The sequence below is a fragment of the Streptomyces sp. NBC_01241 genome (assembly GCF_041435435.1).
Classification (GTDB): domain Bacteria; phylum Actinomycetota; class Actinomycetes; order Streptomycetales; family Streptomycetaceae; genus Streptomyces.
Window position 1 is genome coordinate 2,795,531 of the sequence record NZ_CP108494.1, and the last position, 25,619, is coordinate 2,821,149.

Sequence of the window (25,619 nt, forward strand, 5' to 3'; positions counted from 1 at the left end):
TGCTCGATGGAGCTCCCGCCCCACTGCTGTGCCCGCCACCGGCCGGCGGGCGGGCACTGTCCGTACCGCGGACAATGGATTGGACAAGGAAGCCGTGGACAGACGCATCATGGAGCGGCAACCGTGCCAGTTCGTCCGTTTGAAGGAGTCCCTGTGAAGGTCGGAATCGTCGGCGCCACCGGTCAGGTCGGCACAGTCATGCGCAGGATCCTGGCCGAGCGGAAGTTCCCGGCCGACGAGCTGCGGCTGTTCGCCTCCGCGCGCTCCGCGGGCTCCACGATCGAATGGCAGGGCCGGGAGATCACCGTCGAGGACGCCTCGACGGCCGACTACTCCGGGCTGGACATCGTGCTGTTCTCGGCCGGTGGCGCGACGTCGAAGGCGCTCGCCGAGAAGGTCGCCGCGCAGGGCGCCGTCGTGATCGACAACTCCTCCGCCTGGCGCAAGGACCCCGAGGTCCCGCTGGTCGTCTCCGAGGTCAACACGCACGCGATCGCGAACCGGCCCAAGGGCATCATCGCCAACCCGAACTGCACCACGATGGCCGCCATGCCCGTGCTGCGCCCGCTGCACGACGAGGCCGGACTCCAGACGCTGACGGTCGCCACCTACCAGGCGGTGTCCGGCTCCGGGATGGCCGGTGTCGCCGAGCTGCACGGCCAGGCGTCCAAGGTCGTCGCCGAGGCCGACAAGCTCACCCACGACGGCGAGGCCCTCGACTTCCCCGAGCCCGGCGTCTACAAGCGTCCGATCGCCTTCAACGTGCTCCCGCTGGCCGGCTCGATCGTCGACGACGGCTCCTTCGAGACCGACGAGGAGCAGAAGCTCCGCAACGAGTCCCGCAAGATCCTGGAGATCCCGGAGCTGAAGGTGTCCGGCACCTGTGTCCGGGTGCCGGTCTTCTCCGGCCACTCGTTGCAGGTCAACGCGCGTTTCGCCCGTCCGATCAGCGTCGAGCGCGCCTACGAGCTGCTGAAGGACGCCCCGGGCGTCGAGATCTCCGAGATCCCCACCCCGCTCCAGGCCGCGGGCAAGGACGCCTCGTTCGTCGGCCGGATCCGGGTCGACGAGACCGTGGAGAACGGCCTCGCGCTCTTCGTCTCCAACGACAACCTGCGCAAGGGCGCGGCGCTGAACGCGGTCCAGATCGCGGAGCTGGTGGCGGCGGAGCTGAAGGGCTGACGCCGCACGCGTGAAGGGGCGGCCGCCAAGCACCGGTGGCCGCCCTTTCGTATCCGTCAAAGGCCACCCGAGGCCACTCCGCTCGGGCACAGGGCATAGGGCATGCGGCATGCGACGTGGAAGGATGACCGAAAACGTCGCATACCAAGGAGATGACCGCGTGCCTGGCACCAATCTGACCCGCGAAGAGGCACAGGAGCGGGCGCGCCTGCTGACCGTGGACGCGTACGAGATCGATCTCGACCTCTCCGGAGCGCAGGAGGGCGGGACCTACCGGTCCGTCACCACCGTGCGCTTCGACTCCGCCGAGGCCGGTGCGGAGACCTTCATCGACCTGGTCGCCCCGGCCGTGCACGAGGTCGAGCTGAACGGCCGCGCGCTGGACGTCGCGGCCGTGTTCCGCGATTCTCGCATCGCGCTCGCGCACCTGGTCGCGGGCTCCAACGAGCTGAAGGTCGTCGCCGACTGCTCGTACACCAACACGGGCGAGGGCCTGCACCGCTTCGTCGACCCGGTCGACGACCAGGCGTACCTCTACACCCAGTTCGAGGTGCCGGACGCGCGCCGCGTCTTCGCCAGCTTCGAGCAGCCCGACCTGAAGGCCACGTTCCGGTTCACCGTGAAGGCCCCGTCCGGCTGGACCGTGATCTCCAACTCGCCGACGCCCGAGCCGCAGGACGACGTCTGGTCCTTCGAGCCGACGCCGCGCATCTCGACGTACATCACGGCGCTGATCGCCGGCCCGTACCACGCGGTGCACAGCAGCTACGAGAAGGACGGCCAGTCCGTTCCGCTCGGCATCTACTGCCGCCCGTCGCTGGCCGAGTACCTCGACGCGGACGCGGTCTTCGACGTCACGCGGCAGGGCTTCGACTGGTTCCAGGAGAAGTTCGACTACGCCTACCCGTTCGCCAAGTACGACCAGCTCTTCGTCCCGGAGTTCAACGCGGGCGCGATGGAGAACGCGGGCGCTGTCACCATCCGCGACCAGTACGTGTTCCGTTCGAAGGTGACGGACGCGGCGTACGAGACGCGGGCCGAGACGATCCTGCACGAGCTGGCGCACATGTGGTTCGGCGACCTCGTCACCATGGAGTGGTGGAACGACCTGTGGCTGAACGAGTCGTTCGCCACGTACACGTCGATCGCCTGCCAGGCGTACGCCGAGGGCTCGAAGTGGCCGCACTCCTGGACCACGTTCGCCAACTCCATGAAGACGTGGGCGTACCGGCAGGACCAGCTGCCCTCCACGCACCCGATCATGGCGGACATCCGTGACCTGGACGACGTGCTGGTCAACTTCGACGGGATCACGTACGCCAAGGGCGCCTCGGTCCTGAAGCAGCTGGTCGCGTACGTCGGCATGGACGCGTTCTTCACGGGCGTCCAGGCGTACTTCAAGGCGCACGCGTACGGCAACACCCAGCTGTCCGACCTGCTGGGCGCGCTGGAGGAGACCTCCGGCCGCGACCTGAAGACCTGGTCGAAGGCGTGGCTGGAGACGGCGGGCATCAACATCCTGCGTCCGGAGATCGTCACGGACGAGAACGGCCACGTCACGTCCTTCACGGTCCTCCAGGAGGCCCCGGCCCTTCCCGCCGGCGCCAAGGGCGAGCCGACGCTGCGCCCGCACCGCATCGCGATCGGATGCTACGACCTCGACGGCTCCGGCAAGCTGGTCCGTACGAACCGGATCGAGCTGGACGTCGACGGCGCGCGCACGACCGTGCCGTTCCCGGCCGGCACCGCCCGCCCCGCCGTGATCCTGCTCAACGACGACGACCTGTCGTACGCGAAGGTCCGGCTCGACGAGGAGTCGCTGCGCGTCGTCACCGCACACCTCGGCGACTTCACCGAGTCCCTGCCGCGCGCCCTGTGCTGGGCCTCCGCGTGGGACATGACCCGTGACGGCGAGCTGGCGACCCGGGACTACCTCTCCCTGGTGCTCTCCGGCATCGGCAAGGAGTCGGACATCGGCGTCGTCCAGTCGCTGCACCGTCAGGTGAAGCTGGCGCTGGACCTGTACGCGGCGCCGCAGTGGCGCGAGGCCGGGCTGACGCAGTGGACCGAGGCCACGCTCGCGCACCTGCGTGCGGCGCAGCCGGGCAGCGACCACCAGCTGGCCTGGGCCCGCGCCTTCGCGGCCACGGCCCGCACCCCGCAGCAGACGGACCTGCTGCAGTCGCTGCTCGACGGCAAGGAGACGGTCGAGGGCCTGGCCGTCGACACGGAGCTGCGCTGGGCGTTCGTCGAGCGGCTCGCCGCGACCGGCGTGTTCGAAGAGGACGAGATCGCCGGCGAGTACGAGCGCGACAGGACGGCGGCGGGCGAGCGCCACGCGGCGACCGCGCGCGCGGCCCGCCCCACCGAGGAGGCGAAGGCGGAGGCGTGGGCCTCGGTCGTCGAGTCCGACAAGCTGCCGAACGCCGTCCAGGAGGCGGTCATCGCCGGCTTCGTCCAGACCGACCAGCGCGAGCTGCTCGCCCCGTACACGGAGAAGTTCTTCGCGGCGGTCAAGGGCGTCTGGGAGTCGCGCAGCCACGAGATGGCGCAGCAGATCGCGGTCGGCCTCTACCCGGCCGTCCAGGTCTCGCAGGCCACCCTGGACGCCACGGATGCCTGGCTGTCCTCGGCTGAGCCGTCCGCGGCCCTGCGCCGCCTGATGTCCGAGTCGCGTTCAGGCGTGGAACGCGCCCTGAAGGCCCAGGCGGCGGACGCGGCGTAACAGCGGAAAACGGAAAGCGGGGGCGTCCCGGACGGGGCGCTCCCGCTTTCCGCTGCCATGAGCGAAAGCGCGGCGCGCCGGATGCCCATCGGTCAGGTACTCGGGTGCCACCCGTGGTCGAGCCGCGGATCCTCGGCTCGGGTTCGGCCCGAGTGAGCGGGCCGCCTTCGCGCCGCCGCCCGGCCGAGCCGACGCGACGCGAGGCCGGGAGGGCGCGGCGGGAAGACCCGGTCCCCTGCGAAGAAGGGGTGAGCCCCGGCGTACAGGACGCCGGGGCTCACCCGGGGAACGGAATCCGGCCGTCAGCCGAAGGACTTGATCGCCTTCCAGTCCACGGAAAGGACGATCTTCGCGGCCGGGTTCGTGTTCGTTCGGGACGGATAGTAGATCCGCGTCTGGCCGTCGGTGGCGAAGATGGCCCAGATGTCGGGAATCTTGTCGTTGTTGACGTCCGGGATGCCGAGCGCGATGCGGATGTTGGTCTCCTGCCAGCTGGTGCCGTAGGAGACGTCGCCGTTGAGGGAGTTGGCGGCGACCATGAGCGAGTTGAGGTCGACGCTGCCGCTGCCGGAACCGGGCTTGCCGTGGCGGACGTACATGTTGCCGTTGTCGAGGTTGCGCCACAACAGGTCGGGGGTGCCGTCACCGTTGATGTCGGCGACGTTGACGATGTCGCGGCGGGCCCAGGCATCGGCGTTCATCCGCGTCGCCGTCTGGAAGGTCGCCCCGGTGTAGCCGGACAGCGCCCAGAACTCGGGACCGGCTCGCAGCACCAGGTCGGGCAGCTTGTCGCCGGTGATGTCGCCGACGGCCTTGATCTGCGTCCAGGTCGAGGGCGCCGGGACGCCTGCGGGCAGGCGGATCCGGAGCCGCTTGTCGACGTTGAAGCTGCCGTAGCCGTCACCGGGGTAGAGCCAGAAGTTGCCGTCCGGGGTGACGGCGAACAGGTCGGTGATGCCGTCGCCCGGGTAGGCGTCCGCGTAGTGGGTGATCAGCGCGGCCTTGCCGGTGGTCGGGTTGTACCAGTGGTTCTTCGGGTGCAGCTTGTTGTCCGAGGTGTACGAGGCGCCCAGGCACCCGTACAGCTCGCCGCCCTCGCTTCCGACGCAGTTCATCAACTTGCCGTCGGCGTCGACGATCAGCAGGTCGGGGATGCCGTCGCCACCCGTGTCACCGGGCTTGTCCTCCTTGTCCCGCGGCGGGACGTAGAAGGCGTAGTCCGAGCGCACGCTCTTGTTGCCGTACTGGTCCAGGGCGTAGACGTTCACCCAGGTCGGGCCGGCGTGCGGCGGCTGCAGGTTGGTGACGGTGGCCTTGCCGTTGGCGTCGGCCGCCAGGTCCTTGTAGTTCAGGCCCTCGAAGGCCCACTGGAACTTCTTCGCGCCCTGCGAGGTGAACGTCATCGAGCCGGTCCCGCCGAACTTGACCTTCGCCCAGGTCTGGCCGTCGGAGGTGGCCTGGGGGAAGTCGTCGCTCTCGATGGTGGGCTGCGGCGGAGCGGCCGCGTCGATGGTGATCCGGCAGGGCTCGGTGCCCGGCGGGAAGTACGTGGAGACCAGGCCGCCCGAGTCCTCGGAGCGCACGTCCCACGAGTAGGTGGCCTTGTCCTCCAGCGGGAACGTGGCGGGGATGGTCAGGGTGGCCGTTCCGCCGGCGTTCGGGGTGACCAGGGTGCCGGACGGGACGGTGCCGCCGGTCTTCCAGAAGCGGAAACGCAGCTTGCTCAGGTTGCCGTCGGGGTCCTTGCCGGTCGCCGACAGCACGACGTTGGTCTTGCCGATCGTCACACCGCTGCCCGGGCCGGGCTTGCAGGCGCCACCGGGAGAGGAGGTGCCGTTGGTGGGCTCGCTCGGCGGACGGTTGTAGACCACCTCCAGCGTCGCGGAGGTCGCTTTGAACTTGCGCCAGGTCTCCTTGTCCGACTCGCTGGTGGCCTTCATGCCGAGCGTGATGTTCGACCAGCCCTTGTCCGCGCCTTCCTGAGCGGCGGTCTTCACGTTGAACGCCTCATACGCGTCGGGGCAGGAGGTGGAGGACCAGCCGTGCGCGAACGACTTGCGCTGCAGTTCCTTGGACCAGCTCGGCTGCTTATTCCACGTCGTGCCGGAGGAGATCGCCCCCGTCAGCCAGAACTGGAACTCACGGGTGGTGCACGACCAGGAGTGGTTGTTGAGCACCTTGAAGGACGCGGAGGTGATCGTCGCGCCCTTCAGACTGGCGCTGTAGCCCATGCGCCAGAAGGAGCGGGCGGTGCCACCGGTTTCGGATTCGTGGCCGACGCGGGCGTCGACGGTGCCGGAGCCGAAGTTGGTGCCGTTCCAGTAGCTGGTGTTCGGGTACGGCTTGTACGCCGTCGTCCACGCCTGCCAGCCGCTGTTGAGCGTCGGGTCGACGAACACCGGGAAGCGGACGTCCTCGTCGGTGAACAGACCGGTCTCGGCGACCCGCAGGCCGAGCCGGGCCGTCCCGGTCCCGTCGCCGTCCAGACGCATCGGCAGCGGGGCCTGGTGCGCGCCGGGTTCGATGCCGCTCAGTCCGGACAGCTTCAGCACGTCGGCGGACGTCGCGACCGAGGTGCGGGGCGTGGACTCGCCGTCCGGAAGCTCGGGGTCACGGCCGGCCGAGTCCCAGGCGAAGGGCGTCGGGATGGAGCCGATCTCCTCGCCCGTCTTGTCGAGGACCAGGATCCGGGCGCCGTCTTCGTCGTTGTGGAACACGGCCGTCTTCGAGCGCAGCCCGTACGACACCGCCGCCAGCGCCTTGTTCTGTGCGGCCTCCTGGTTCTTGACGATCAGCAACTGCCCGAAGCCGCCCTCCTCGCGGGCGACGAGCAGCAGGTCGACGCCGGGCAGTACCTCCGGATAGAGGGCCCGGGGACCGTCGAGCACCGGCTCGGGCAGCGTGCCCGGCCAGGTGTAGGCGACGGTGTGGCCGTCGATGTCCACCTCGGCCAGCACCGTCTCCTTCGTGACCGGGTCCTCGGCCAGCGGCAGACGGGCGTACGAGCGGTCGGCGTGGGCGGCCTTGCCCGGCGTACCGCTCGAAAACCGCACCGGCACCGGGGGGTTGACCGGGCGGACGCCGAGGCCGCCGGCGGCGTCCTTCGTCCGCCGCAGCCGGTTGTCGACCGGCGCCCACTTACCCTCAGTGTTCTTCGCCCGCTGGGGCAGGGCGGTGATCCGGGTGTGCATCTCCCCGTCCGGCCGCGCCCAGGTCAGCGAGGTGGCGGTGGTCGCCGTGTCGACGAGCACCTCCTTGCGGGTGCGCCGGGCCTCGGCCGCGGCGGCGGTCTCGTCACGAGGACCGGTCGACGCCTGTTTCGCGCCGGTCGTCCCGTGGGCCTGCGGCACTGACGGATCGTCAGGTTGCCACCATGGCAGCAGTGCGGTGGTCAGGGCGGCCAGGACGAGGCCGAGTGTGAGAGTCAGTCTGGTGCGCGTGCGCACGAACGGGCTGAGAAAACGAGGCAGCGCGGACACGGCGGCGGTCTACTCCCATGTGGGCCAGTCGGATTGGGGCAGCACAGACGGCCCCGGACGGCAGACCGCGGGGCATTGAGACGCACACGATCACACGATCCGCACACCCGGTCCACATATGAAGATTTTATGAAGTTGTGACCAGCCGTTGAAAATCCCTTGAGCCCAGCAAAAGATGCCGGAAACTTTCACTTTTGACTGTCCATCATTTATTGATCAGCAGTGAATTTTCGCCGTATGCCTCATTGCCCACCAGGAGCGACGGCCTGCCACGAAATCCACCGTGACGCACATCACGGATGCCCTCCCCCGCGCTTTCGTAGCGATCTTGAAATATGTGGAGCTCATGACAGAGGGTGCAGACACGCACGCGCCTGGCAACAGGTGCGTGCTCTTTGGTGTTTCCGCACCTCATCTGTTGTTTGTATCGCCCGGTGGGAGTCGACGCGTATGCGAGGTCAAGGTCCGCTGTCATGGCTGGGGAGAGGACGCCTAGCCATGACAGAGTCACAACGACGACGCCGTCGGCATGGCCGCGTGGCGACCGTCCTTTTGTTGTCCTCGACGCTGACGGTGACGAGTCTGGGCGCGGAGGCGTGGGCGATACCCGGCCCCGGCATGAGCCGCGAGCGGTCGATCACCGAGGTCGACCTGCCCGATCTGCCGGAAAGCACCTCGATCGACGGGGACGAGGAGGCCGAGAAGAGCCTCACGACCGCGCCCGAGGTCCCCGTCGACCCGTACGCACCGACCGCCGTCACTCCCTGGACGGAGAACAGCGGCACCGCGACGCTGACCCCGGATGCCAAGCCCGGCACCACGGTCCCGGTCTCCAACAGCCTGCCGGTCGCGCTCGGCGTGCCCGACGGCACCGACCCGGCCTCGATCGCCGGTGAGTGGAAGGTCGACCTGGCCGCGCCGGCCGCGTCCCAGGACGCCGGCGTCTCCGGCCTGATCATGCAGGTCACCCCGCCGGCCACCGCCGAACCGGCCGCGCAGGTCGCACTCACCGTCGACACCACCGGCTTCGCCGACCTCTACGGCCCCCAGGCCGCCGACCGCTTCGGCCTCGTGCTGCTGCCCGAATGTGTTCTGACCTCCCCCGACAGCGGCGACTGCGCCGCCGACGGCGGCGTGCAGACCATGTCGGGCGGGGCGGACCACGACAGGGCCGAGCGACTGCGCAGCACGGTGGAGGTGGTGCCGGCGAACAAGGCACCCACCAAGTCCACCGCCGCGAAGAACGCACCCACCCGCAAGATCCTCTCCGGCTCGGTCCCCGTCGCCGGCCTGCTCGGCGGCGAGGCGGCCTCGAAGGCGACCGGCGCCTCCGTCCGTACCGCGGCCCTGCAGGCGGTGGACGCCTCCGGCCCGCAGGTCGTCGGCGCCATGGACACCGGCGCATCGGCCTCCGGTGACTTCACCGCGTCGCCGCTGCTGTCCTCGGGCTCGTGGTCGGCCGGCGCCTCCTCCGGCGCCTTCACCTACGCGTACCAGGCACAGGTGCCGGAGACGGCCGGCGGGCTGATCCCCAAGGTGGCGCTGAGCTACTCCTCGCAGTCGGTCGACGGACGCACCTCCGCCACCAACAACCAGGCCTCGTGGATCGGTGACGGCTGGGACTACAACCCGGGCTCCATCACCCGCACGTACGCCAACTGCCGCGAGGATTCGAAGAAGCCCGGGTCGAACAACGCCACACACCGCACGGCCGACCTGTGCTGGGGCTCGGACAACGCCACCCTCTCGCTCGGCGGCATGACCACCGAACTGGTGTGGGACAAGACCAAGAAAACGTGGTTCACCGCCAACGGCGACGGCTCCAAGATCGAGCAGATCAAGAACAACACCAGCGGCAACGGCGCCAAGGACGGCGAGTACTGGGTCGTCACCACCCGTGACGGCACCCGCTACCACTTCGGCCGGCACAAGCTGCCGGGCTGGAGTACCGGACAGCCGGTCACCGACTCCGTCCTGACCGTGCCGGTGTACGGCAACCACCCGGATGAGGACTGCTACAAGGCCGGCGACTGGGCCGGTTCGTGGTGCACCCAGGCCTGGCGCTGGGGACTCGACTACGTCGAGGACATCCACGGCAACGCCATGTCCCTGTGGTGGAAGCGCGACAAGAACTACTACGCCCGCAACTTCAACTTCAAGGCGCCGGTCGCCTACGACCGCGACGGCTACCTGGACCACATCGACTACGGGCAGCGCAAGGACAGCATCTTCTCCGAGACCGCCCCGGCCCGTGTCGGCTTCCAGGTCGACGAGCGCTGCCTGGGCGAAGGCACGCTGAAGTGCACGGAGGCGAACTTCACCGACAAGGACCCGGGCAAGTACCGCATCTGGTACGACACCCCGGCCGACCTGCGGTGCGAGTCCGGCAAGAAGTGCTGGAACGCCGGCCCGTCCTTCTGGAGCCGCAAGCGCCTGGTCTCGATCACCACCTCGGCGCAGCGGCGCACCGACACCACCGCGCGTCAGGTGGTGGACAAGTACACGCTCACGCAGAGCTTCCCGGTCCTGAGGACCGGTCCGAACACCGCCCTGTGGCTGGAGTCGATCCAGCGGACCGGATACGCGCGCCTCGGCAGCACGGACAAGAGCGTCACCCTCAACCCGGTGCGTTTCGAGTCCAACGCGGAGGACATGCCCAACCGGGTCATGCGGCCCAAGGACCCGCGCCCCGGCTTCTCCAGGCTGCGTGTCGCCCGTGTCATCAACGAGTACGGCGGCGAGACCGTCGCCACCTACAAGCCGGCCGTCGGTGACTGCGCCACCGGCACCAACCTGCCCGACAAGAAGGACACGGCGGCGCTGAAGGCCAACACGCGCCTGTGCTACCCGTCGTTCTGGCATCCGGACCCCGAGGTCGAGGACATCGACTGGTTCCACAAGTACGTGGTGGACACCATCGAGGAACTCCCCAACGTCGACGGCGCGTTCAGCACCAGGACGGCGTACTCGTACAAGAACGCCGGGTGGAAGCTGGCCGAGGCGGAGTTCACCAAGAAGTCCACGCGCACCTACGCGCAGTTCGCCGGGTTCGAACAGACCACGGTGCTCACGGGCGAGAACGAGCCGACCATCGGCAGCAAGAAGTCGAAGTCCGTCACCCGCTACTTCCGCGGTATGGGCGACACCGTCTCGGTGAAGGACATCACCGGCGCCGAGATCGCCAAGGACTCCGAGCCGTTCGCCGGCCGCATCGCCGAGGAGCTCAGCTACACGAGCGCGAGCGACGCGGACACCGACTGGCTGTCCCGCAGCGTCACCGTCCCGGCCGCCACCGAGCTGGCCAAGCGCGACCGAGACGACGGTCTGAGTCCGCTGCGCGCCTGGCGCGTCACGGAGCCCGTGGAGATCGCGTACACCAAGTCCTCCGGCACCGGTGACGACAAGGCCACCGAGCGGGTCGTGAAGACCGAGACGACCTACGAGGAGACGTACGGTCTGCCCACCCTCGTCGAGTCGTTCGGTGACACCGGAAAGTCCGGGGACGAGTCCTGCACCAAGCTGGAGTACGTCCACCAGACCGGCAAGAACATCATCGGCCTGACCAAGCAGGCGCTGGTCTCGCCGACCACGTGCGCGAAGGCCGACTTCGCCGACCTGACCACTCTGAGCGGTGCCAGCCGCACCGCGTACGACCACCAGGCCTACGGCACCGCGCTCGCCGACACCACACGCGGCCTGGCCACCGAGTCCTGGTCGCTGAACGGTGTGGGAACCGGATTCCAGAGCAACGGAACCACCGATTTCGACGCCATCGGCCGTGTGGTCAAGCAGACCGACCCGGACAACAAGTCCTCCACGATCACCTACACCCCGTCCTCCGGCCAGGTCTTCGAGGTCACCGAGACCAACGCCCGCGGCCACTCCCAGAAGCAGGAGCTGGAGCCGGGCCGTTCGACCACCCTCAAGACGACCGACACCAACGGCCATGTGAGCGAGGCGAAGTACGACCCGCTGGGCCGCCTCGACGAGGCCTGGGCCCCGGGCCGCACCCCGTCGGCCTCGTCCGTGCCGGACTTCAAGGCCGTCTACACGATCCCGACGTACAACCCGGAGAACCCGGACCGCAAGCCCCCGTTCGTCACCACCCGCACGCGCGGGTTCGAGGACCGCGTCGAGACCTCCGTCACCCTCTACGACGGCCTCGGCCGCGAGCGGCAGACGCAGGAGGAGGCCGACGGCGGCGGCCATCTGATCACCGACACGCTGTACAACAGCTCCGGTGAGGTCTGGCAGACGAACAACGCCTACCTGACCCACGAGGCCGAGCCGGGTCAGCTGTTCACCCCGCTCGCCGACACGGCCGTCCCCAACATCACCCGCTACACCTACGACGGTCTCGGCCGGGTGGCCGAGGAGATGCCGGTCCTCAAGGTCATGGACCCGAAGACCAAGGAGGCCACTTCCCAGCCGGTCCCGGAGCGGGCCACCCGATACAAGTACGGCCAGGACTGGTCGGAGGTCGTCAACCCGTCCGGCACCTCCTCCTACCGTGTCTACACCGACGCGCTCGGCCGCACGTCCCGGGTGGACACGTACAACTCGGCGGCTCCCGACGGCTTCACGTCGATGCGGTACGAGTACGACAAGCGGGGCCAGCTCGTGAAGGCGGTCAACTCCGCCGACACGACGCACCCGTGGACATGGACCTACGACCACCGCGGCCGGCAGGACTCCGCCACCGACCCGGACTCGGGCACCACGCGGACCTCCTACGACCGCTTCGACCGCCCGCTGACCACCACCAACGCGCGCGGCATCACCGTCTGGAACGGCTACGACGAGCTGTCGCGGCCGACCAAGCAGCGGCTGAACGACGAAAACGGCACGCTGCTGGCGGAGTTCGGCTACGACACCGCCCCCGGCGGCAAGGGCATGCCCGCCACCGCCACCCGCTACACCGACGGCCTGGCGTACACCCAGAAGATCAACGGCTACACCAAGGACTACCAGCCGACCTCGACCACGCTGAACCTGCCGCTGACGCTGGCCGCCACGTGGGGTCTTGCGACCTCGTACACGTACGGCTACACGTACAACGACACGGGCATGCTGGAGGAGGCCACGCTGCCGGCGGTCGGCAACTTCGCCGCCGAGAAGCTCGTCCCCCGCTACAACAAGGACGGCCTGCCCCTGTCGATCTCCGGCAAGGACTGGTACGGCTCCGAGACGGTGTACTCCTCCTACGGGCAGGTGCTGCGCTCGACCCTGGGCGCGCAGCCGTACCGGGTATGGGCGCAGAACTCGTACGACGAGTCGAGCGGCGAGCTCCAGGAGCAGTCGGTCTACCGCGAGCAGACCGGGGACAAGACCCTGGTCGACGGAAGTCTCGTGTCCAACCGGTCGTACACCTACGACCCGGCGGGCAACGTCACTTCGATCCAGGAGCACTCGGACGGGATCGCGGAGCGGCAGTGCTTCACCTACGACCCGCTGGGTCAGCTGAAGTCGGCCTGGACCTCCAAGGACCAGACCGGGTGCGCCGCTCCGAAGGGCAGCGACGGCACGCTCAATGTGACGGCGGGCAAGGACAGCTCCGGCTACTGGCAGGAGTACGAGTACGACCTGGTCGGCAACCGCAAGAAGCTGACCGAGAAGGACCTGACCGGCAACGCCGCGAAGGACGCCACCACCACCTACTCCTACGGCAAGGCCGACGGCACCCAGCCCCACACGCTGACCAAGGTGTCGAAGACCTACACCACCCCGCAGGGCGCGCAGGTCAAGTCCGAGGCGGAGCGCCTGTACGAGCTGACGGGCGAGACCAAGTCCGTCACCTCCCTCCAGAACGGCGACAAGCAGGATCTGACCTGGACGTATGACGGCCAGGTCGACCGGATCAGCGGTCAGGGCTCGGGCGGCAAGACCCCGTATGTGGGCCTGGCCGACAAGTGCCTCGACCTGAGCTCCGGCCTGGCGGCCGCCGGACAGGCCATCCAGCTGTACTCGTGCAACTCCACGGTGGCGCAGAGCTGGCGCTTCACCCCCACTCCGGGGACGGCGCAGGCCGACCGCGACCGGGGCGCGCTGAGCGTCCACGACGACTGGTGCGTGCAGCCGGCCGGGAACACGGCCGGATCGGCCCTCAAGCTGCAGAAGTGCGACGGTTCGGCCGGCCAGGAGCTGAAGCGCAACGCGTCGGGTCAGCTGACCCACGTCGACTCGAACCTGTGCCTTGCGGTGAAGGACGCGAGTTCGGCGAACTCGACCCCGATCGTGCTGGCCGTCTGTGACGGCACGAAGCCCGCGCAGCTGTGGGCGCCGCAGAACGACACCCGTCACATCTACGGACCCGACGGATCGCGTCTGCTGACGATCAAGGACAAGCAGGCCACCCTGTATCTGGGTGAGGCCGAGGTCACCGTGGGGCAGGACGGTGTCCTGATCAACACCCAGCGCACGTACGCGGCGCCCGGTGGCGCGGTCATGCGCTACGCGGCCGGCACGGGTGGTGACGCCCTGGTCGCCCTCACCGGCGATCACCAGGGCAGCACCTACGCGGAGGTGGCGCTCAGCGGCTCGATGGCGGTCCGGATCCGCAAGCAGGATCCGTTCGGCAACCAGCGCGGGAACGGCACGGTCGGCGTCAAACTGCAGACCCATACCGGGTTCCTGGGTGCCACCCGTGACGACGCCTCCGGCTACCAGCCGCTGGGCGCCCGTCTGTACGACCCGGTGGTCGGACGCTTCCTGTCCGTCGACCCGGTCCTGGACCTGAACGACGTACTGCAGTCCAACGGTTACGCCTACGCGCACAACAACCCGGTGACGATGTCCGACCCGACGGGTCTGGCCATCTCCCTGTCCGCTTCCGAGCGGGCCGCGGCCCTGGCGGGCGCGGGCCTGTCGGCGGCGCAGGTCGCGCAGGCCCAGGCGATGCAGGGCAAGTCCCTGTCCTCGGTGATCCTGGCCGTGGCGTGGGAAACGCTGAAGGACTTCGTCGGCATCAACGACGCCCTGTCCTGCTTCGGCGGTGACATGTGGTCCTGCGGCAGCCTGATCATCGGGGCGATCCCGTGGACCAAGCTCGGCAAGATCCCCTCCGTGATGAAGGCCGTCAACCGCACGATCAAGGCCATCGAGTCCTTCCGCGCGGCGAAGAAGGCGGCCGAGCTCGTCCTGAAGGCCGCGAAGGCCGCCGAGGCGGCCGCGCTGAAGGCCAAGAAACTGGCCATCGAGAAAGCCAAGAAGGAAGCCGCGCAACGAGCCAAGAAGAAAGCCGCCGAGGCAGCGAAGAGAACCACCGACAAGGCCGTCAGCCAGACCAAGAAGACCGGCAACCCGGTCCAGAAACAGGCCCAGGTCAAGGCGGCCCCGAAGGCCTCGTCGTCGTCCGGCGGCGGAGGAGGAGGAGGCAAGAGCAGCGGCTCCAAGCCCGGCGGCAACTCCGGCGGCTCCTCCCGCAACAGCGGCGGCTCCAGCGGCAGCGGCGGCTCCGGCAAGGCCGACGGCGGAGGGACGTGCAACAGCTTCGTCCCCGGCACCAAGGTCCTGATGGCCGACGGCTCCACCAAGCCGATCGAGGAGGTCAAGACCGGCGACAAGGTCGTCGCCACCGACCCGGAGACCGGCGAGCGGCGGATCGAGACCGTCACCGCCGAGATCAAGGGCCAGGGCCTCAAGCACCTCGTCAAGGTCACCATCGACACCGACGGCAAGAAGGGCACGAAGACCGCCCAGGTCACCGCGACCGACGGCCACCCCTTCTGGGTCCCCGAACTCGGCGAATGGATCAAGGCCACCGACCTCCACTCCGGCCAGTGGCTCCAGACCAGTGCCGGCACGTACGTCCAGATCACCGCGATCGAGCGCTGGACAGCCCAGACAGCGGCGGTCCACAACCTCACCGTCAGCGACCTGCACACGTACTATGTGCTGGCGGGGGCTTCCCCGGTCCTCGTTCACAACTGTGGGGATAAAGTCTGGGAGCCGTTCCGTGAGGGCGTAGACCACGCCGACCAGGGAACCCTTCCGACAAGTGCAGGAATTTCTCCGGGGTCCTCTCTCGGTGCGGGTGAGTATCACTTCATCGTCCGCCAGGATGGTTCTCTGCGCGCCATGCAGAACGAATCGATGTGGGATCTCAATCCGGGTGCCGGACATACATCCCTGGGTGACCGTCAAGGGGTGCTCATGGCAGGCACGTTCGACGTCGATGCAAGCGGTGCGATTTCCAGGATCGACAATTTCTCCGGTCATTACCGTCCAACGAATACCCCGGGGTCCACGTCGTTGCTGGACGTCACCCGCGGAGCCTTCAGGCGGCACGGTTGGGACTTCGCCGACAACGCCTGGGATTACTACGCTGGGCCGCCCGGTCGCTGAGGTGAAACATGTTCGCTGGGGGCGGTCTCGTGAGGCTGCCCCCAGCGGGCTTGAAACATCCGAACGGCTACTTCTGTCGATGCGGTGGTGCTGATGGACCTTCCGACCTACCCCGATCCCGGTGTGCTCCTGGCTCGTCTCGTGCGGAGTCAAGAAAACGGTCTTCCACACGACACCGGTGTTCCCGTGAGTGAGCTGTCTTCGATTCCCGCAGACCAACCCCCGACGGAGGAATTCCTCCACCGGCTTGCAGAGCGGCTTGGTATGCAGAGTCATGACCTCTTCCTCGTCGCGGGTCTGACCATTCCGGACGGCGCGTTGCTTTTCGACGAGGAAGCCGGTCGGGAGCTCCCCAAACTGGTGCAGCGTGCACTCCGCTTGCCTGCGTCCGGCAGGCAGCGGCTACGTGATTTTGCCCAGTCCCTGGCTGAGGTACCGCCGCAAACCATCCCGCCCAAGAGGCAGCGCCCTTATGAGCAGTACCCCCCGGGATTCGGTTCGCTCCTTGTGCGCATGCTTGCCCTCCGGAATCTGGGATGGTCCTCGGCGGCCAAGGTGATGTACCTGATGTCCGGGGTCTACCTGTCGGCTGCGACCATCGGCGCGGTAGGGCGTGGAGTTGAGGAGCTCGACGCTGAGCTCCTCAATGGCTTCGCAGCCGTGCTCGGCATTCCGGTCGCTGTCCTGGCATCCTTGACCGGTGTGCACCAAGCAGCAGCAGGTCGCAGAGGTTCGCCGGAGAGTGTCGACACGGCCGCCCTGCTCTGGGAGGTGAGGCATTTGACTGGGAGGCAGGTGCGGGAAGTGTCGCACTTGGCAGATGTTTTGGGTCGATGACGACGTGAAGCGGGCGTTGCGGACACTCCTTGTCAGGATCAGTTACAGGCGAGGTAATGCCTGAGGGCCGGCGGGACAGCCGCACGAAAATGCTTGCGAAGGGCAAGGTCTACCTCTGTATTTCTCGACCGTACGACCCCCCAGTTTCCGCGGGGCAAATTTGAGATAAATTGGTGGCTTTTATTTTCAGGGATGCTACAGGTGGAAGAATGGCTCCGTGATTCACTCCCCGACGGGGTGCGCCTGATCCAGAATTCGGGCCCCTTCGCGAGAATTCACAGGAGCCCAATTGGTCTTTGACGGCAGTAGTTGACGGCAACGTCAGCGCACGAGGGGTAAACAAGGCGGCGGATCGGCGCAGTCGTCTGCGAAAGCCGAACATGTGCGCCCACTTCCAGAGCTTGAGATCGGTGACGCCGATGTAGGCGTGGCCGAGGAGTTCCTTGATGACGACGGGCGCGACGCCCTCGGGGCAGAGGGGGCTGCGGGAGGGGGACAGAGGTTACGCGCCCGACTCCTCGTAGCGCCGGGCCAGTTCGGCCGCGCCGCTCTCCGTCAGGCTGCCGTGCAGGCGCATGCGGGCGACCCCGCCGTCCGGGAAGGCGTCGAGGCGGACGTGGGTGACGATCGCCTGGGCGCGCAGGGGGAAGCGGTGCAGGGTGTCGGGCTGGAGCCGGGTGCGGGGGATGATCTCGAACCATTCGCCTCTCTCGCCGTTGCGGCCCTGGAGCGCGATCCAGCCGGCCGCGTTGCCCTTGAGGTAGGCCGTGTCGATCTCGACCGCGCGGACCACGCCCTGGGCGGGGAGGCGGAAGCGGACCCAGTCGTTCGTGTCGCGGACCCGGCGGCGGCGGTTCTCCCAGCCGTCGTCCATCTTGCGGGAGGTGCCGGGCAGGATGATCTGGGTCGGCGAGGAGTAGAAGCGGTCGGAGGCGTCCTCGTAGCTCCCGCCGTTCAGGACCGAGATCAGGTCGAACGTGCCGAGCGTCGCGAGCCAGGACGGGTCGGGGAGGACCTCGCCGTGGACGCGGAGGCGGGCGATGCCGCCGTCGGGGTGCTGGCAGAGGCGGACGTGGGTGTAGCGGCGGCCGCCGGTGATCTCGAAGCCGTTGGCGGCGTGGCCGCGTACGGGGGTCGGCGGGACGATCTCCTCCCACTTCACGTCGTCCGCGAGGAGTTCGGCGGGGCTCGGCGAGCCCTCGACCGCCGTCGCCTGGATCGAGACGCGCTGCGGGTAGTTGCCGCGGAAGTGGGCCGTGTCGACGACGATGCCGCGGATGATGCCGGGGGCGCCGAGGCGGATCAGGGCCCAGTCGTGCTCCTCGGGGGCCGGGAACGGGTGGGCCGCGTCCGCGCCGCGTCGGCGGCGGGTCTCCCAGCCGTCCATGATCTTGCCCTTGTGGCCGAAGTGCTCGGGGTCGAAGACCGCGCGCTCCCGGACCAGGAGGTTCTCGCGCTGGGCGAAGAACTCGTCGTTGGCGGCGATCACGCCCGCGCCGAGGCGGCGGTCGGCGAGGTCGACGAGTTCGGTGAAGGGGAGGTCCGTGGTGCGGTAGTCGGCGTACGGGTCGCCACCGCCGTAGGGGGCCGCGTCGTTGGCGTGGGGGTCCTCGTGCTGGTTCTCATTCTGATCGGAGGTCATGCGTCCACTGTCGCGGCGAGCGACCCATGAGGTCCATCGGAAGTTTTTGCATCGTTTATTCAGTTGAAGTGAACGATGCCGCTGTTTCGGTGAGCGCCGCCAGGACCCGGGCCACCGCCGGACCTTGCTCGGCCCCCTGCCGTACCGCTGCCACCACGTGGCGGCGCGGCTGGTCGGCTTCGAGTGCGCGCATCACCACGCCGCCCCGGCTGTGCCGTTCCGCCGACGCCATGCGCGGAATCAGCGCGACCCCCATGCCCGCCTCGACCATGGCCAGGATCGCCGTCCAGCCGGAGGCGCTGTGCGCCTGCTCGGGTACGAATCCGGCGGCCTCGCACGCGGCCGTCGTGATCTGAGACCAGGGGCCCGAGCCGCCGAAGATCCAGGGGTCGCCGGAGAGGTCCGCGAGGCGGAGGGCGGGCGCCGCCGCGAGGTGGTGGTCCGCGGGGAGGGCCACGTCCAGGGGGTCGGCCAGCAGGGGCAGCACGACGAACCGGGGGTCGCGGGCCGTCGGGGCGTGCGCGGCGAGGGACAGGGCGAGGTCCACGTCACCGGCGACCAGGAGTTCGTAGGCCTGCGCGGCCTCCGCCTCCCGCACCCGTACGTCCGGGCCCGGACGGTCCTCGGCGCGCAGCCGCTGGATCGCGGGTACGACGAGGGCGGGCACCGCCGTGGAGAACGCCGCGATCCGTACCTGTCCGGCCTCGCCGCGCAGGTAGCCGGTCAGTTCGGCATCGGCGCGCTCCAGCTCGGCGAAGACGGCCTCGGCGCGGCGCAGCACGAGGTGTGCGGCGTCGGTGAGACGGACCCGTCGGCCCTGGGCCTCCAGAAGCGGTACGCCGAGCTGCTTGGCCAGGTTGGACAGCTGCTGCGAGACCGCGGACGGGGTCATCCGCAGGGCCTCGGCGGTCGCGGTGACCGTGCCCCGGTCGCGCAGGGTGCGCAGGATGCGGAGCTTCTTGACGTCCCACTCGATCATGGCCGCAACCTACCGGCCGCAACCCACTCGCCGGCCCTCCCGGCCCGGACATGCCTATGCGCCGCACGGTACGGGGTACCTGCGGCGCACGCGCGACGAGCGTAGGCGCTAGGCCGGCTTCTTGGACTTGTCGAAGATCATGACCAGGCCGGCGATGACCACGAACAGGGCGATGGGGGCCACCACGTACAGACCGACGGTCTCCATCACGCTCAGGCCCGGACCGGGGTCGTCACCGGCGTCGCGGGTGAGCGCGAGCGCGGGGGACGACATGAGCAGCATCATCAGCGTCGTTCCGGCCGCGACGGCGCCGGCGCGCATAGCGTTCTTCTTGTCCACGGTGCAAACGTAGCGAATGCCCGGGACGGGCGCGCGCCCGGGGGTGCCGTACGGGGTCACGGGTGCTCTTCGCGGGGTCCGAAGATCTCCATCAGCCGGTGCAGGCGGGGGGCCGCGGCCAGCTCCTCCAGGGTGACGGGATGCCCCTCCGCGTCGGCGACGGGCAGGCGCCAGTTGGGGTACTGGTCCCAGGTGCCGGGGAGGTTCTGCGGGCGGCGGTCGCCGAGCGTGTCGGGCAGCCAGACGCCGACCATGCGGGCGGGGGTGCGCAGCAGGAAGCCGTGCACGGCGCGGACGGCGCCCTCCTCGTCGTCCTCGCCCTCCGGGAGCAGGCCGAGCCTGGAGAGGTACCCCAGCCACTCGGTGGTGTCGGCCGCGTCCGCGGTCAGCTCCTCCGCCAGGCTCCGGGTGAGCAGGCCGAGGCGGTGGCGGAGCGTCACGTGGTCGCCGGTCAGCCGGGCGGCGGTGGACGGCAGATCGTGCGTGGTGACGGTGGCCAGGCAGCCCTCGCGCCACCCCTCGGGGGGCAGTGGGCGGCCGGTGCCCGCCCAGTCCCGTTCGAACCAGAGCACGGAGGTGCCGAGCACGCCGCGCCGGGCGAGCGCCTCGCGGACCCCCGGCTCGACGGTGCCGAGATCCTCCCCCATGACGACCGCGCCCGCCCGGTGCGCCTCCAGGACGAGGACGGCGAGCATCGCCTCGGCGTCGTGGCTGACGTAGGTTCCCTCGGTGGGCGGGCGCCCCTCGGGCACCCACCAGAGCCGGAACAGGCCCATGACGTGGTCGATGCGCAGCGCGCCCGCGTGGGCGAGGAGCCCGCGCAGCAGCCCGCGGTACGGGGCGTAGCCGGACGCGGCGAGGGCATCGGGGCGCCAGGGCGGCAGGCCCCAGTCCTGGCCTCGGGCGTTGAAGGCGTCCGGGGGTGCGCCGACGGACATGCCGTGGGCGAAGGCGTCCTGCTGGGCCCAGGTGTCGGCGCCGCCGGGGTGCACGCCGACGGCGAGGTCGTGGACGATGCCGACGGCCATCCCTGCGTCCAGGGCGGCGCGCTGGGCGGCGGCGAGCTGGTTGTCGGTCAGCCAGGCGAGCCGGCAGTGGAAGTCGACCCGGTCCAGCAGGGCGCGGCGGGCGCGGGCGGTCTCTGTGGAGCGGGGGTCGCGGAGCGCGGCCGGCCAGCTGTGCCAGTCGGAGCCGTGCACCTCGGCGAGGGCGCACCACAGGGCGTGGTCCTCCAGGGCCTGCCCCTGCTCGGCCAGGAAGTCGCAGTAGGCGGCGCGGCGGCCGGGGGTGAGGGGGACGCCCCGGACGAGTTCGAGGGCCTGGCGCTTGAGTTCCCAGACGGCGTCCCGGTCGATCAGGGCGCCCTTGTTCAGGACGGTGTCGCTGAGCGCCGCCGCGTCCTGGCGCAGATCGTCGAGGGTGGCCCGGTCCGGCACGTGCCCGTACTCGGGGACGGACTCGATGTGCAGATGGACGGGGTCGGGGAAGCGCCGTGACGACGGGCGGTACGGGGACGGGTCGGTGGGGTCGCCGAGCACGGCGGCGTGCAACGGATTGACCTGGACGAATCCGGCGCCGAGGGTCCGCCCGGACCAGGCGGCGAGGTCGGCGAGGTCCCCGAGGTCACCCATACCCCAGGAGCGGGCGGAGAGCAGGGAGTAGAGCTGGACGAGGAAACCGTGGCTGCGGGCGGTCGGCCGGGGCACGTGGGGTGGGGCGACGACGAGTGTGCAGCTCGCGCTCCGGCCGCCCGGAGCTCGTGCGGTCAGCCGGTGTACCCCGAGCGGCGGTTCGGCCCACCATGCGTGGGCCGGGGCCGCGGCCGTCGCGGTGTCACCTCCGGCGTCGGCCACCGCGCCCGCCACCGCGCCCGCCACCGCTCCCGCACCCGCATCCGTTCCCGCTCCCGCACCCGCATTCGTTCCCGCGCCTGCACCCGCGTCCGTTCCCGCGCCGGCCACCGCGCCCGCTCCTGCTTCCGCGCCCGCATCCGTTCCCGTGTCGGCCACCGCGCCCGTTCCCGCGTCGGCCGTCGCCCGCCCCGAAACGGCCGGATCAGGTCGGTCGGCCGGAACACACACCCTCGGGAGGGGGCGCGCCCCGGGGTCTTCGAGCCCGATGTCCAGCGTGGTGCCGGGCGGCAGTGCGGCCAGGGCCGGGGGCAGCGGCTCCCCGGTCCACACCACCAGCGTCGGCGGGAGCAGCCGGGAGCGGGCCGAGGACTCGGCGGCGGCGAGCGATTCCCGTACCGCTTCGGGCGTGGCGGCGTCCACACCGAGCGCGGCGAGCACCGCGACGACCGTGTCGTCGGCGACGGACACCGTGACGTCGGCGGACGGGGAGTAGGAGGTGGCGACGCCGTGCAGTGCGGCGAGCCGGGACAAGCCCATTCAGACTCCTGGGGACTCCATGCCCCATGCGGTGCCGGACGTGGCCGGCTCACTGGTCAGCGGGGCGTTGACGGCGAGCGGGGGTTCGCTGGTGAGCGGTGTGGCGTCGGCGAGCGGCGGCTCGCTGGTGAGCGGTATGGCATCGGCGAGCGGCGGCTCGCTCGTCAGCGGACCGGAGCCGGGCGCGGGGGCCGGAAGCACGCCGGGCACCGGGGCGGGACCGGGTTCCTGTTTGGAGAGGGCGGAGAGCAGGAGTTGCGCGGCAGCGGGCATGGTGGCCTCCTGGCCATGGCGGAACAGGACACAGCAGACCTACCCAGCGGGCACGACCGCAGACGTAGGCGTTACCACAACGAGTTCAACGTGCCCTGGGTCACATTCCGTTCCCCAAAGGGCGGTTCCCCGTAAGTCGTCCGCCGTTTTCGGCCATTCGGCGTCATCTTTGGCGTCCGGCGTCGATTGCCGACCCTTCCTCACCTCAGCCGCCACATCGGGCATTTGCGGCACAACAACCACTCGCATTGACACCCTGCGCGCGCGGGTGGTGGGCTCGGAGTCCACCGGCGCAAGCGAGGGAGACCAGCGATGCGGCTCAGGCGCAGAAAGCAGGCGACGGCCGTCGCGGTCGCCGTTCTCGGCGGGCTTCTCTCCACGGGCGCCCCGGCCGCCGTCGCGGCCCCTTCGGCGCCCGGTTCCACCGCCGTCACCACCCCCGACCGCACGGACGACGGCGCGGTGCCGGCCGTGTGGCCACGGCCCCAGTCCATCAAGGCGTCCGGGCCGTCCGTACCGCTCGTCGACTCCGGCTCCGCCGCCGCCGAGGTCACCCTCGTGGCCGACGCGCACGCGGATCCGTACGCCGTCGACGCGCTCCGGCAGATCCTGCGGGACGCGGGCGTACGGACCGTCCACGAGGCGTTGCCGGGCCGGGGCCCCGTCGTCCGGCTCGGCGGCGACGGCGCCCGGGACGCCCTGCGTACGCTGCACGCCCCCGACCGCGGCGACCTGCCCTCCGGCGGCTACCGGATCGCGGTCGGCCGGGTCGCCGGCCGGGACACCGTCGCCGTGGACGGCCTCGGCGAGGACGGCCTCTTCCACGGCGTGCAGACGCTGCGTCAGCTGATCCGGAACGGCAGCGTCGCCGGGGTCACCGTCAGGGACTGGCCGGGAACCGCCGTACGCGGGATGACCGAGGGCTTCTACGGGCAGCCGTGGACCCGGGCGGAGCGGCTGGCGCAGATCGGCTTCATGGGGCGTACGAAGCAGAACAGGTATCTGTACGCGGCGGGCGACGACCCGTACCGGCAGGCCCGTTGGCGCGACCCGTACCCCGCCGACCGGCGCGCCGACTTCCGGGCGCTGGCCGAGCGGGCCCGTGCCGAGCATGTGACCCTCGGCTGGGCCGTCGCCCCCGGCCAGGCCATGTGCATGTCGTCGGAGAACGACGTGAAGGCACTGACGAAGAAGCTCGACGCCATGTGGGCGCTGGGCGTGCGGGTTTTCCAGCTCCAGTTCCAGGACGTCAGCTACAGCGAGTGGCACTGCGACGACGACGTCGACACCTTCGGCAGAGGGCCAGTGGCGGCGGCCAGGGCCCAGGCGCGGGTGGCGAGCACGGTGGCCCGGCATCTCGCGGAGCGTCATCCGGGGGCGGAGCCGCTGTCGGTGATGCCGACGGAGTTCTACCAGGACGGGGCGACGGACTACCGCACGGCGCTCGCCGCGGAGCTGGACGACCGGGTCCAGATCGCCTGGACCGGGGTCGGGGTCGTACCGCGGACCATCACCGGCGGGGAACTGGCCGGTGCGCGTGCCGCGTTCCGGCACCCGCTGGTCACGATGGACAACTACCCGGTCAACGACTACGCGCAGGACCGTATCTTCCTCGGCCCGTACACCGGCCGGGACCCGGCGGTGGCGGTCGGTTCCGCGGCGCTGCTCGCCAATGCGATGGAGCAGCCGTCCGCGTCGCGCATACCGCTGTTCACCACTGCCGACTTCGCGTGGAACCCGAAGGGTTACCGGCCGCAGGAGTCCTGGCAGGCGGCGATCGACGATCTGGCGGGCGGCGACGCCCGCACCGGGGACGCGCTGCGCGCGCTGGCCGGGAACAGCTCGACGTCCGTGCTGGGCGGCGACGAGTCGGCATATCTGCGGCCGCTGCTGGACGCGTTCTGGAAGTCCCGTACGACGACCGACGCCACGGCGCAGGCCGACGCGGCGAGCAGGCTGCGCGCGGCGTTCACCGTGATGCGGGAGACCCCGCAGCGGCTGAAGGGCCTGGCCGACGGGCACCTGGACAACGAAGTACGGCCGTGGACCGAGCAGTTGTCCCGGTACGGCCGGGCGGGCGAGCTGGCCGTGGATCTGCTGCGGGCCCAGTCGCGCGGCGACGGCGCCGCCGCGTGGCAGGCTTCGCTGGCGCTGGAGCCGGTCCGCGAGGCCACGAAGGCGAGCGGCGCCACGGTCGGCAAGGGCGTCCTCGGCCCGTTCCTGGACCGGGTGCGCAGGGAGGCGGACGCCTGGACGGGCGCGGACCACGACGCCGGTACGGTGACGAAGGCTCCGGGCAGCTACACGGTCCGGCTGGGCCGGCCCCGTCCGGTGGAGACCGTGACGGCGATGACCGTGCCCGGCGGCGGCCCGGTGGCCGGTGCGACGCTGGAGGCCCATGTGCCCGGCGAGGGCTGGCACGGCCTCGGCCCGGTGTCGGCGACCGGCTGGACCCAGGCCCCGGCCAGGGGGCTGCGGGCCGACGCGATCCGGATCAGCTGGCCCACGGGCGGTCCGGCCACGCCCCCGGTGCTCACGGGCACGCTGCCGCCCATCGTTGCGCAGGGCCGGGCGGAGAACCGGCTGGGCGGCGGCACGGGAACCGGCGCCTCCGCCTCCGGGAGCGCATCGGAGGCGGCTTTGCGGGTGCGGGCGCTCGTGCCGTGGTTCGGCGACGAGCCCGCCGCCCGGCTCGATCTGGCACGCGGCGGGACGGACGCCGAGATCGGCGGTGGGCCGCAGCGGGTCGAGGCGCGGCTGACCGCCCGGCGCACCGCCGAGGTGCGGGGCAAGCTCAGCGCACGGGCTCCCCGGGGCATCGAGGTGAGCGTCCCGAAGCAGACGAGGGTGCCGCGCGGTTCGCGTATCGACGTCCCCGTCGAGATCACGGTCCCGGCGGGCACCCCGGCCGGTGAGTACGAGGTGCCGATCGGCTTCGGCGACGAGAGCAGCACACTCACGGTCCGGGCCTACCCGCGCACCGCGGGCCCCGATCTGGTGCCTGCCGCCACCGCCTCCTCGTCCGGCGACGAGACCCCGGACTTCCCGGCGACGGCGGCCTCCGACGGCGACCCGGAGACCCGCTGGTCCTCGCCGGCCGAGGACGGCGCCTGGTGGCAGGCGGAACTGCCGCAGCCGGCCCGGATCGGCCAGGTGGTGCTGCACTGGCAGGACGCGTACGCCTCCCGCTACCGCATCCAGGTCTCCGCCGACGGCCGTAACTGGCGCACGGCGGCGACCGTGCGGGACGGCAGGGGCGGGCGCGAATCGGTCCGGATGGACGCGAAGGACACCCGCTTCCTCAGGGTTCAGGGCGATGCCCGGGCCACCGAGTTCGGCTACTCCCTCTGGTCGGTGCAGGCGTACGCCGTCGCGGAGTAGCCGCACACGGGCACAAACCCCCCGAAACACCGCTCGATCACCGCTCCAC

General features: G+C 70.1%; 11 protein-coding genes. 5 read left to right on the forward strand and 6 right to left on the reverse strand.

Translation table 11 applies throughout. The annotated features are described in order from the left end of the window. Positions 1–153: 153 nt before the first annotated feature. Positions 154–1,182, forward strand: coding sequence for an aspartate-semialdehyde dehydrogenase (locus tag OG306_RS12205; protein ID WP_266746217.1), 1,029 nt, complete (start codon positions 154–156; stop codon positions 1,180–1,182). Positions 1,183–1,342: 160 nt separating this feature from the next. Further along, positions 1,343–3,907, forward strand: a complete 2,565-nt coding sequence (gene pepN / locus OG306_RS12210; protein WP_266746218.1) for an aminopeptidase N — start codon at positions 1,343–1,345, stop codon at positions 3,905–3,907. Positions 3,908–4,209: 302 nt separating this feature from the next. Here pepN and OG306_RS12215 read toward each other — a convergent pair whose 3' ends face one another. Further along, a complete protein-coding gene (locus OG306_RS12215; protein ID WP_266746219.1) occupies positions 4,210–7,386 on the reverse strand; it encodes a DNRLRE domain-containing protein in 3,177 nt (1,058 codons plus the stop codon). A gap of 498 nt (positions 7,387–7,884) precedes the next feature. Here OG306_RS12215 and OG306_RS12220 point away from each other — a divergent pair, with 498 nt between their 5' ends. Both OG306_RS12220 and OG306_RS12225 read left to right on the forward strand, forming a co-directional pair. Continuing rightward, positions 7,885–15,729: a polymorphic toxin-type HINT domain-containing protein gene (locus tag OG306_RS12220; RefSeq protein WP_371665272.1), complete on the forward strand. Its 7,845-nt coding sequence runs from the start codon at positions 7,885–7,887 to the stop codon at positions 15,727–15,729. Positions 15,730–15,813: 84 nt separating this feature from the next. Then, positions 15,814–16,566, forward strand: coding sequence for a hypothetical protein (locus OG306_RS12225; RefSeq protein ID WP_371665273.1), 753 nt, complete (start codon positions 15,814–15,816; stop codon positions 16,564–16,566). 502 nt (positions 16,567–17,068) lie between these two features. On the opposite strand, the gene alc is transcribed toward OG306_RS12225, so the two are convergent. The 5 genes from alc to OG306_RS12250 form a co-directional block, all read right to left on the reverse strand. Further along, positions 17,069–18,208 (reverse strand): allantoicase, encoded by a 1,140-nt coding sequence (gene alc, locus OG306_RS12230; protein WP_266746221.1) that lies wholly within the window; start codon positions 18,206–18,208, stop codon positions 17,069–17,071. Positions 18,209–18,263: 55 nt separating this feature from the next. Next, positions 18,264–19,187, reverse strand: a complete 924-nt coding sequence (locus tag OG306_RS12235) for a LysR family transcriptional regulator (RefSeq protein ID WP_266746222.1) — start codon at positions 19,185–19,187, stop codon at positions 18,264–18,266. Between the two features lie 108 nt (positions 19,188–19,295). Continuing rightward, positions 19,296–19,526, reverse strand: coding sequence for a hypothetical protein (locus tag OG306_RS12240; RefSeq protein ID WP_266746223.1), 231 nt, complete (start codon positions 19,524–19,526; stop codon positions 19,296–19,298). A gap of 56 nt (positions 19,527–19,582) precedes the next feature. Then, the gene (malQ, locus tag OG306_RS12245) at positions 19,583–21,916 is read right to left on the reverse strand and encodes a 4-alpha-glucanotransferase (RefSeq protein WP_371665274.1); all 2,334 of its coding nucleotides are present in this window, start codon (positions 21,914–21,916) and stop codon (positions 19,583–19,585) included. After that, the gene (locus OG306_RS12250) at positions 21,917–22,189 is read right to left on the reverse strand and encodes a hypothetical protein (RefSeq protein ID WP_266746225.1); all 273 of its coding nucleotides are present in this window, start codon (positions 22,187–22,189) and stop codon (positions 21,917–21,919) included. Positions 22,190–22,501: 312 nt separating this feature from the next. Between OG306_RS12250 and OG306_RS12255 the strand changes: the two genes are divergently transcribed. Further along, positions 22,502–25,570, forward strand: coding sequence for a beta-N-acetylglucosaminidase domain-containing protein (locus OG306_RS12255; RefSeq protein WP_266746226.1), 3,069 nt, complete (start codon positions 22,502–22,504; stop codon positions 25,568–25,570). Positions 25,571–25,619 lie beyond the last annotated feature (49 nt).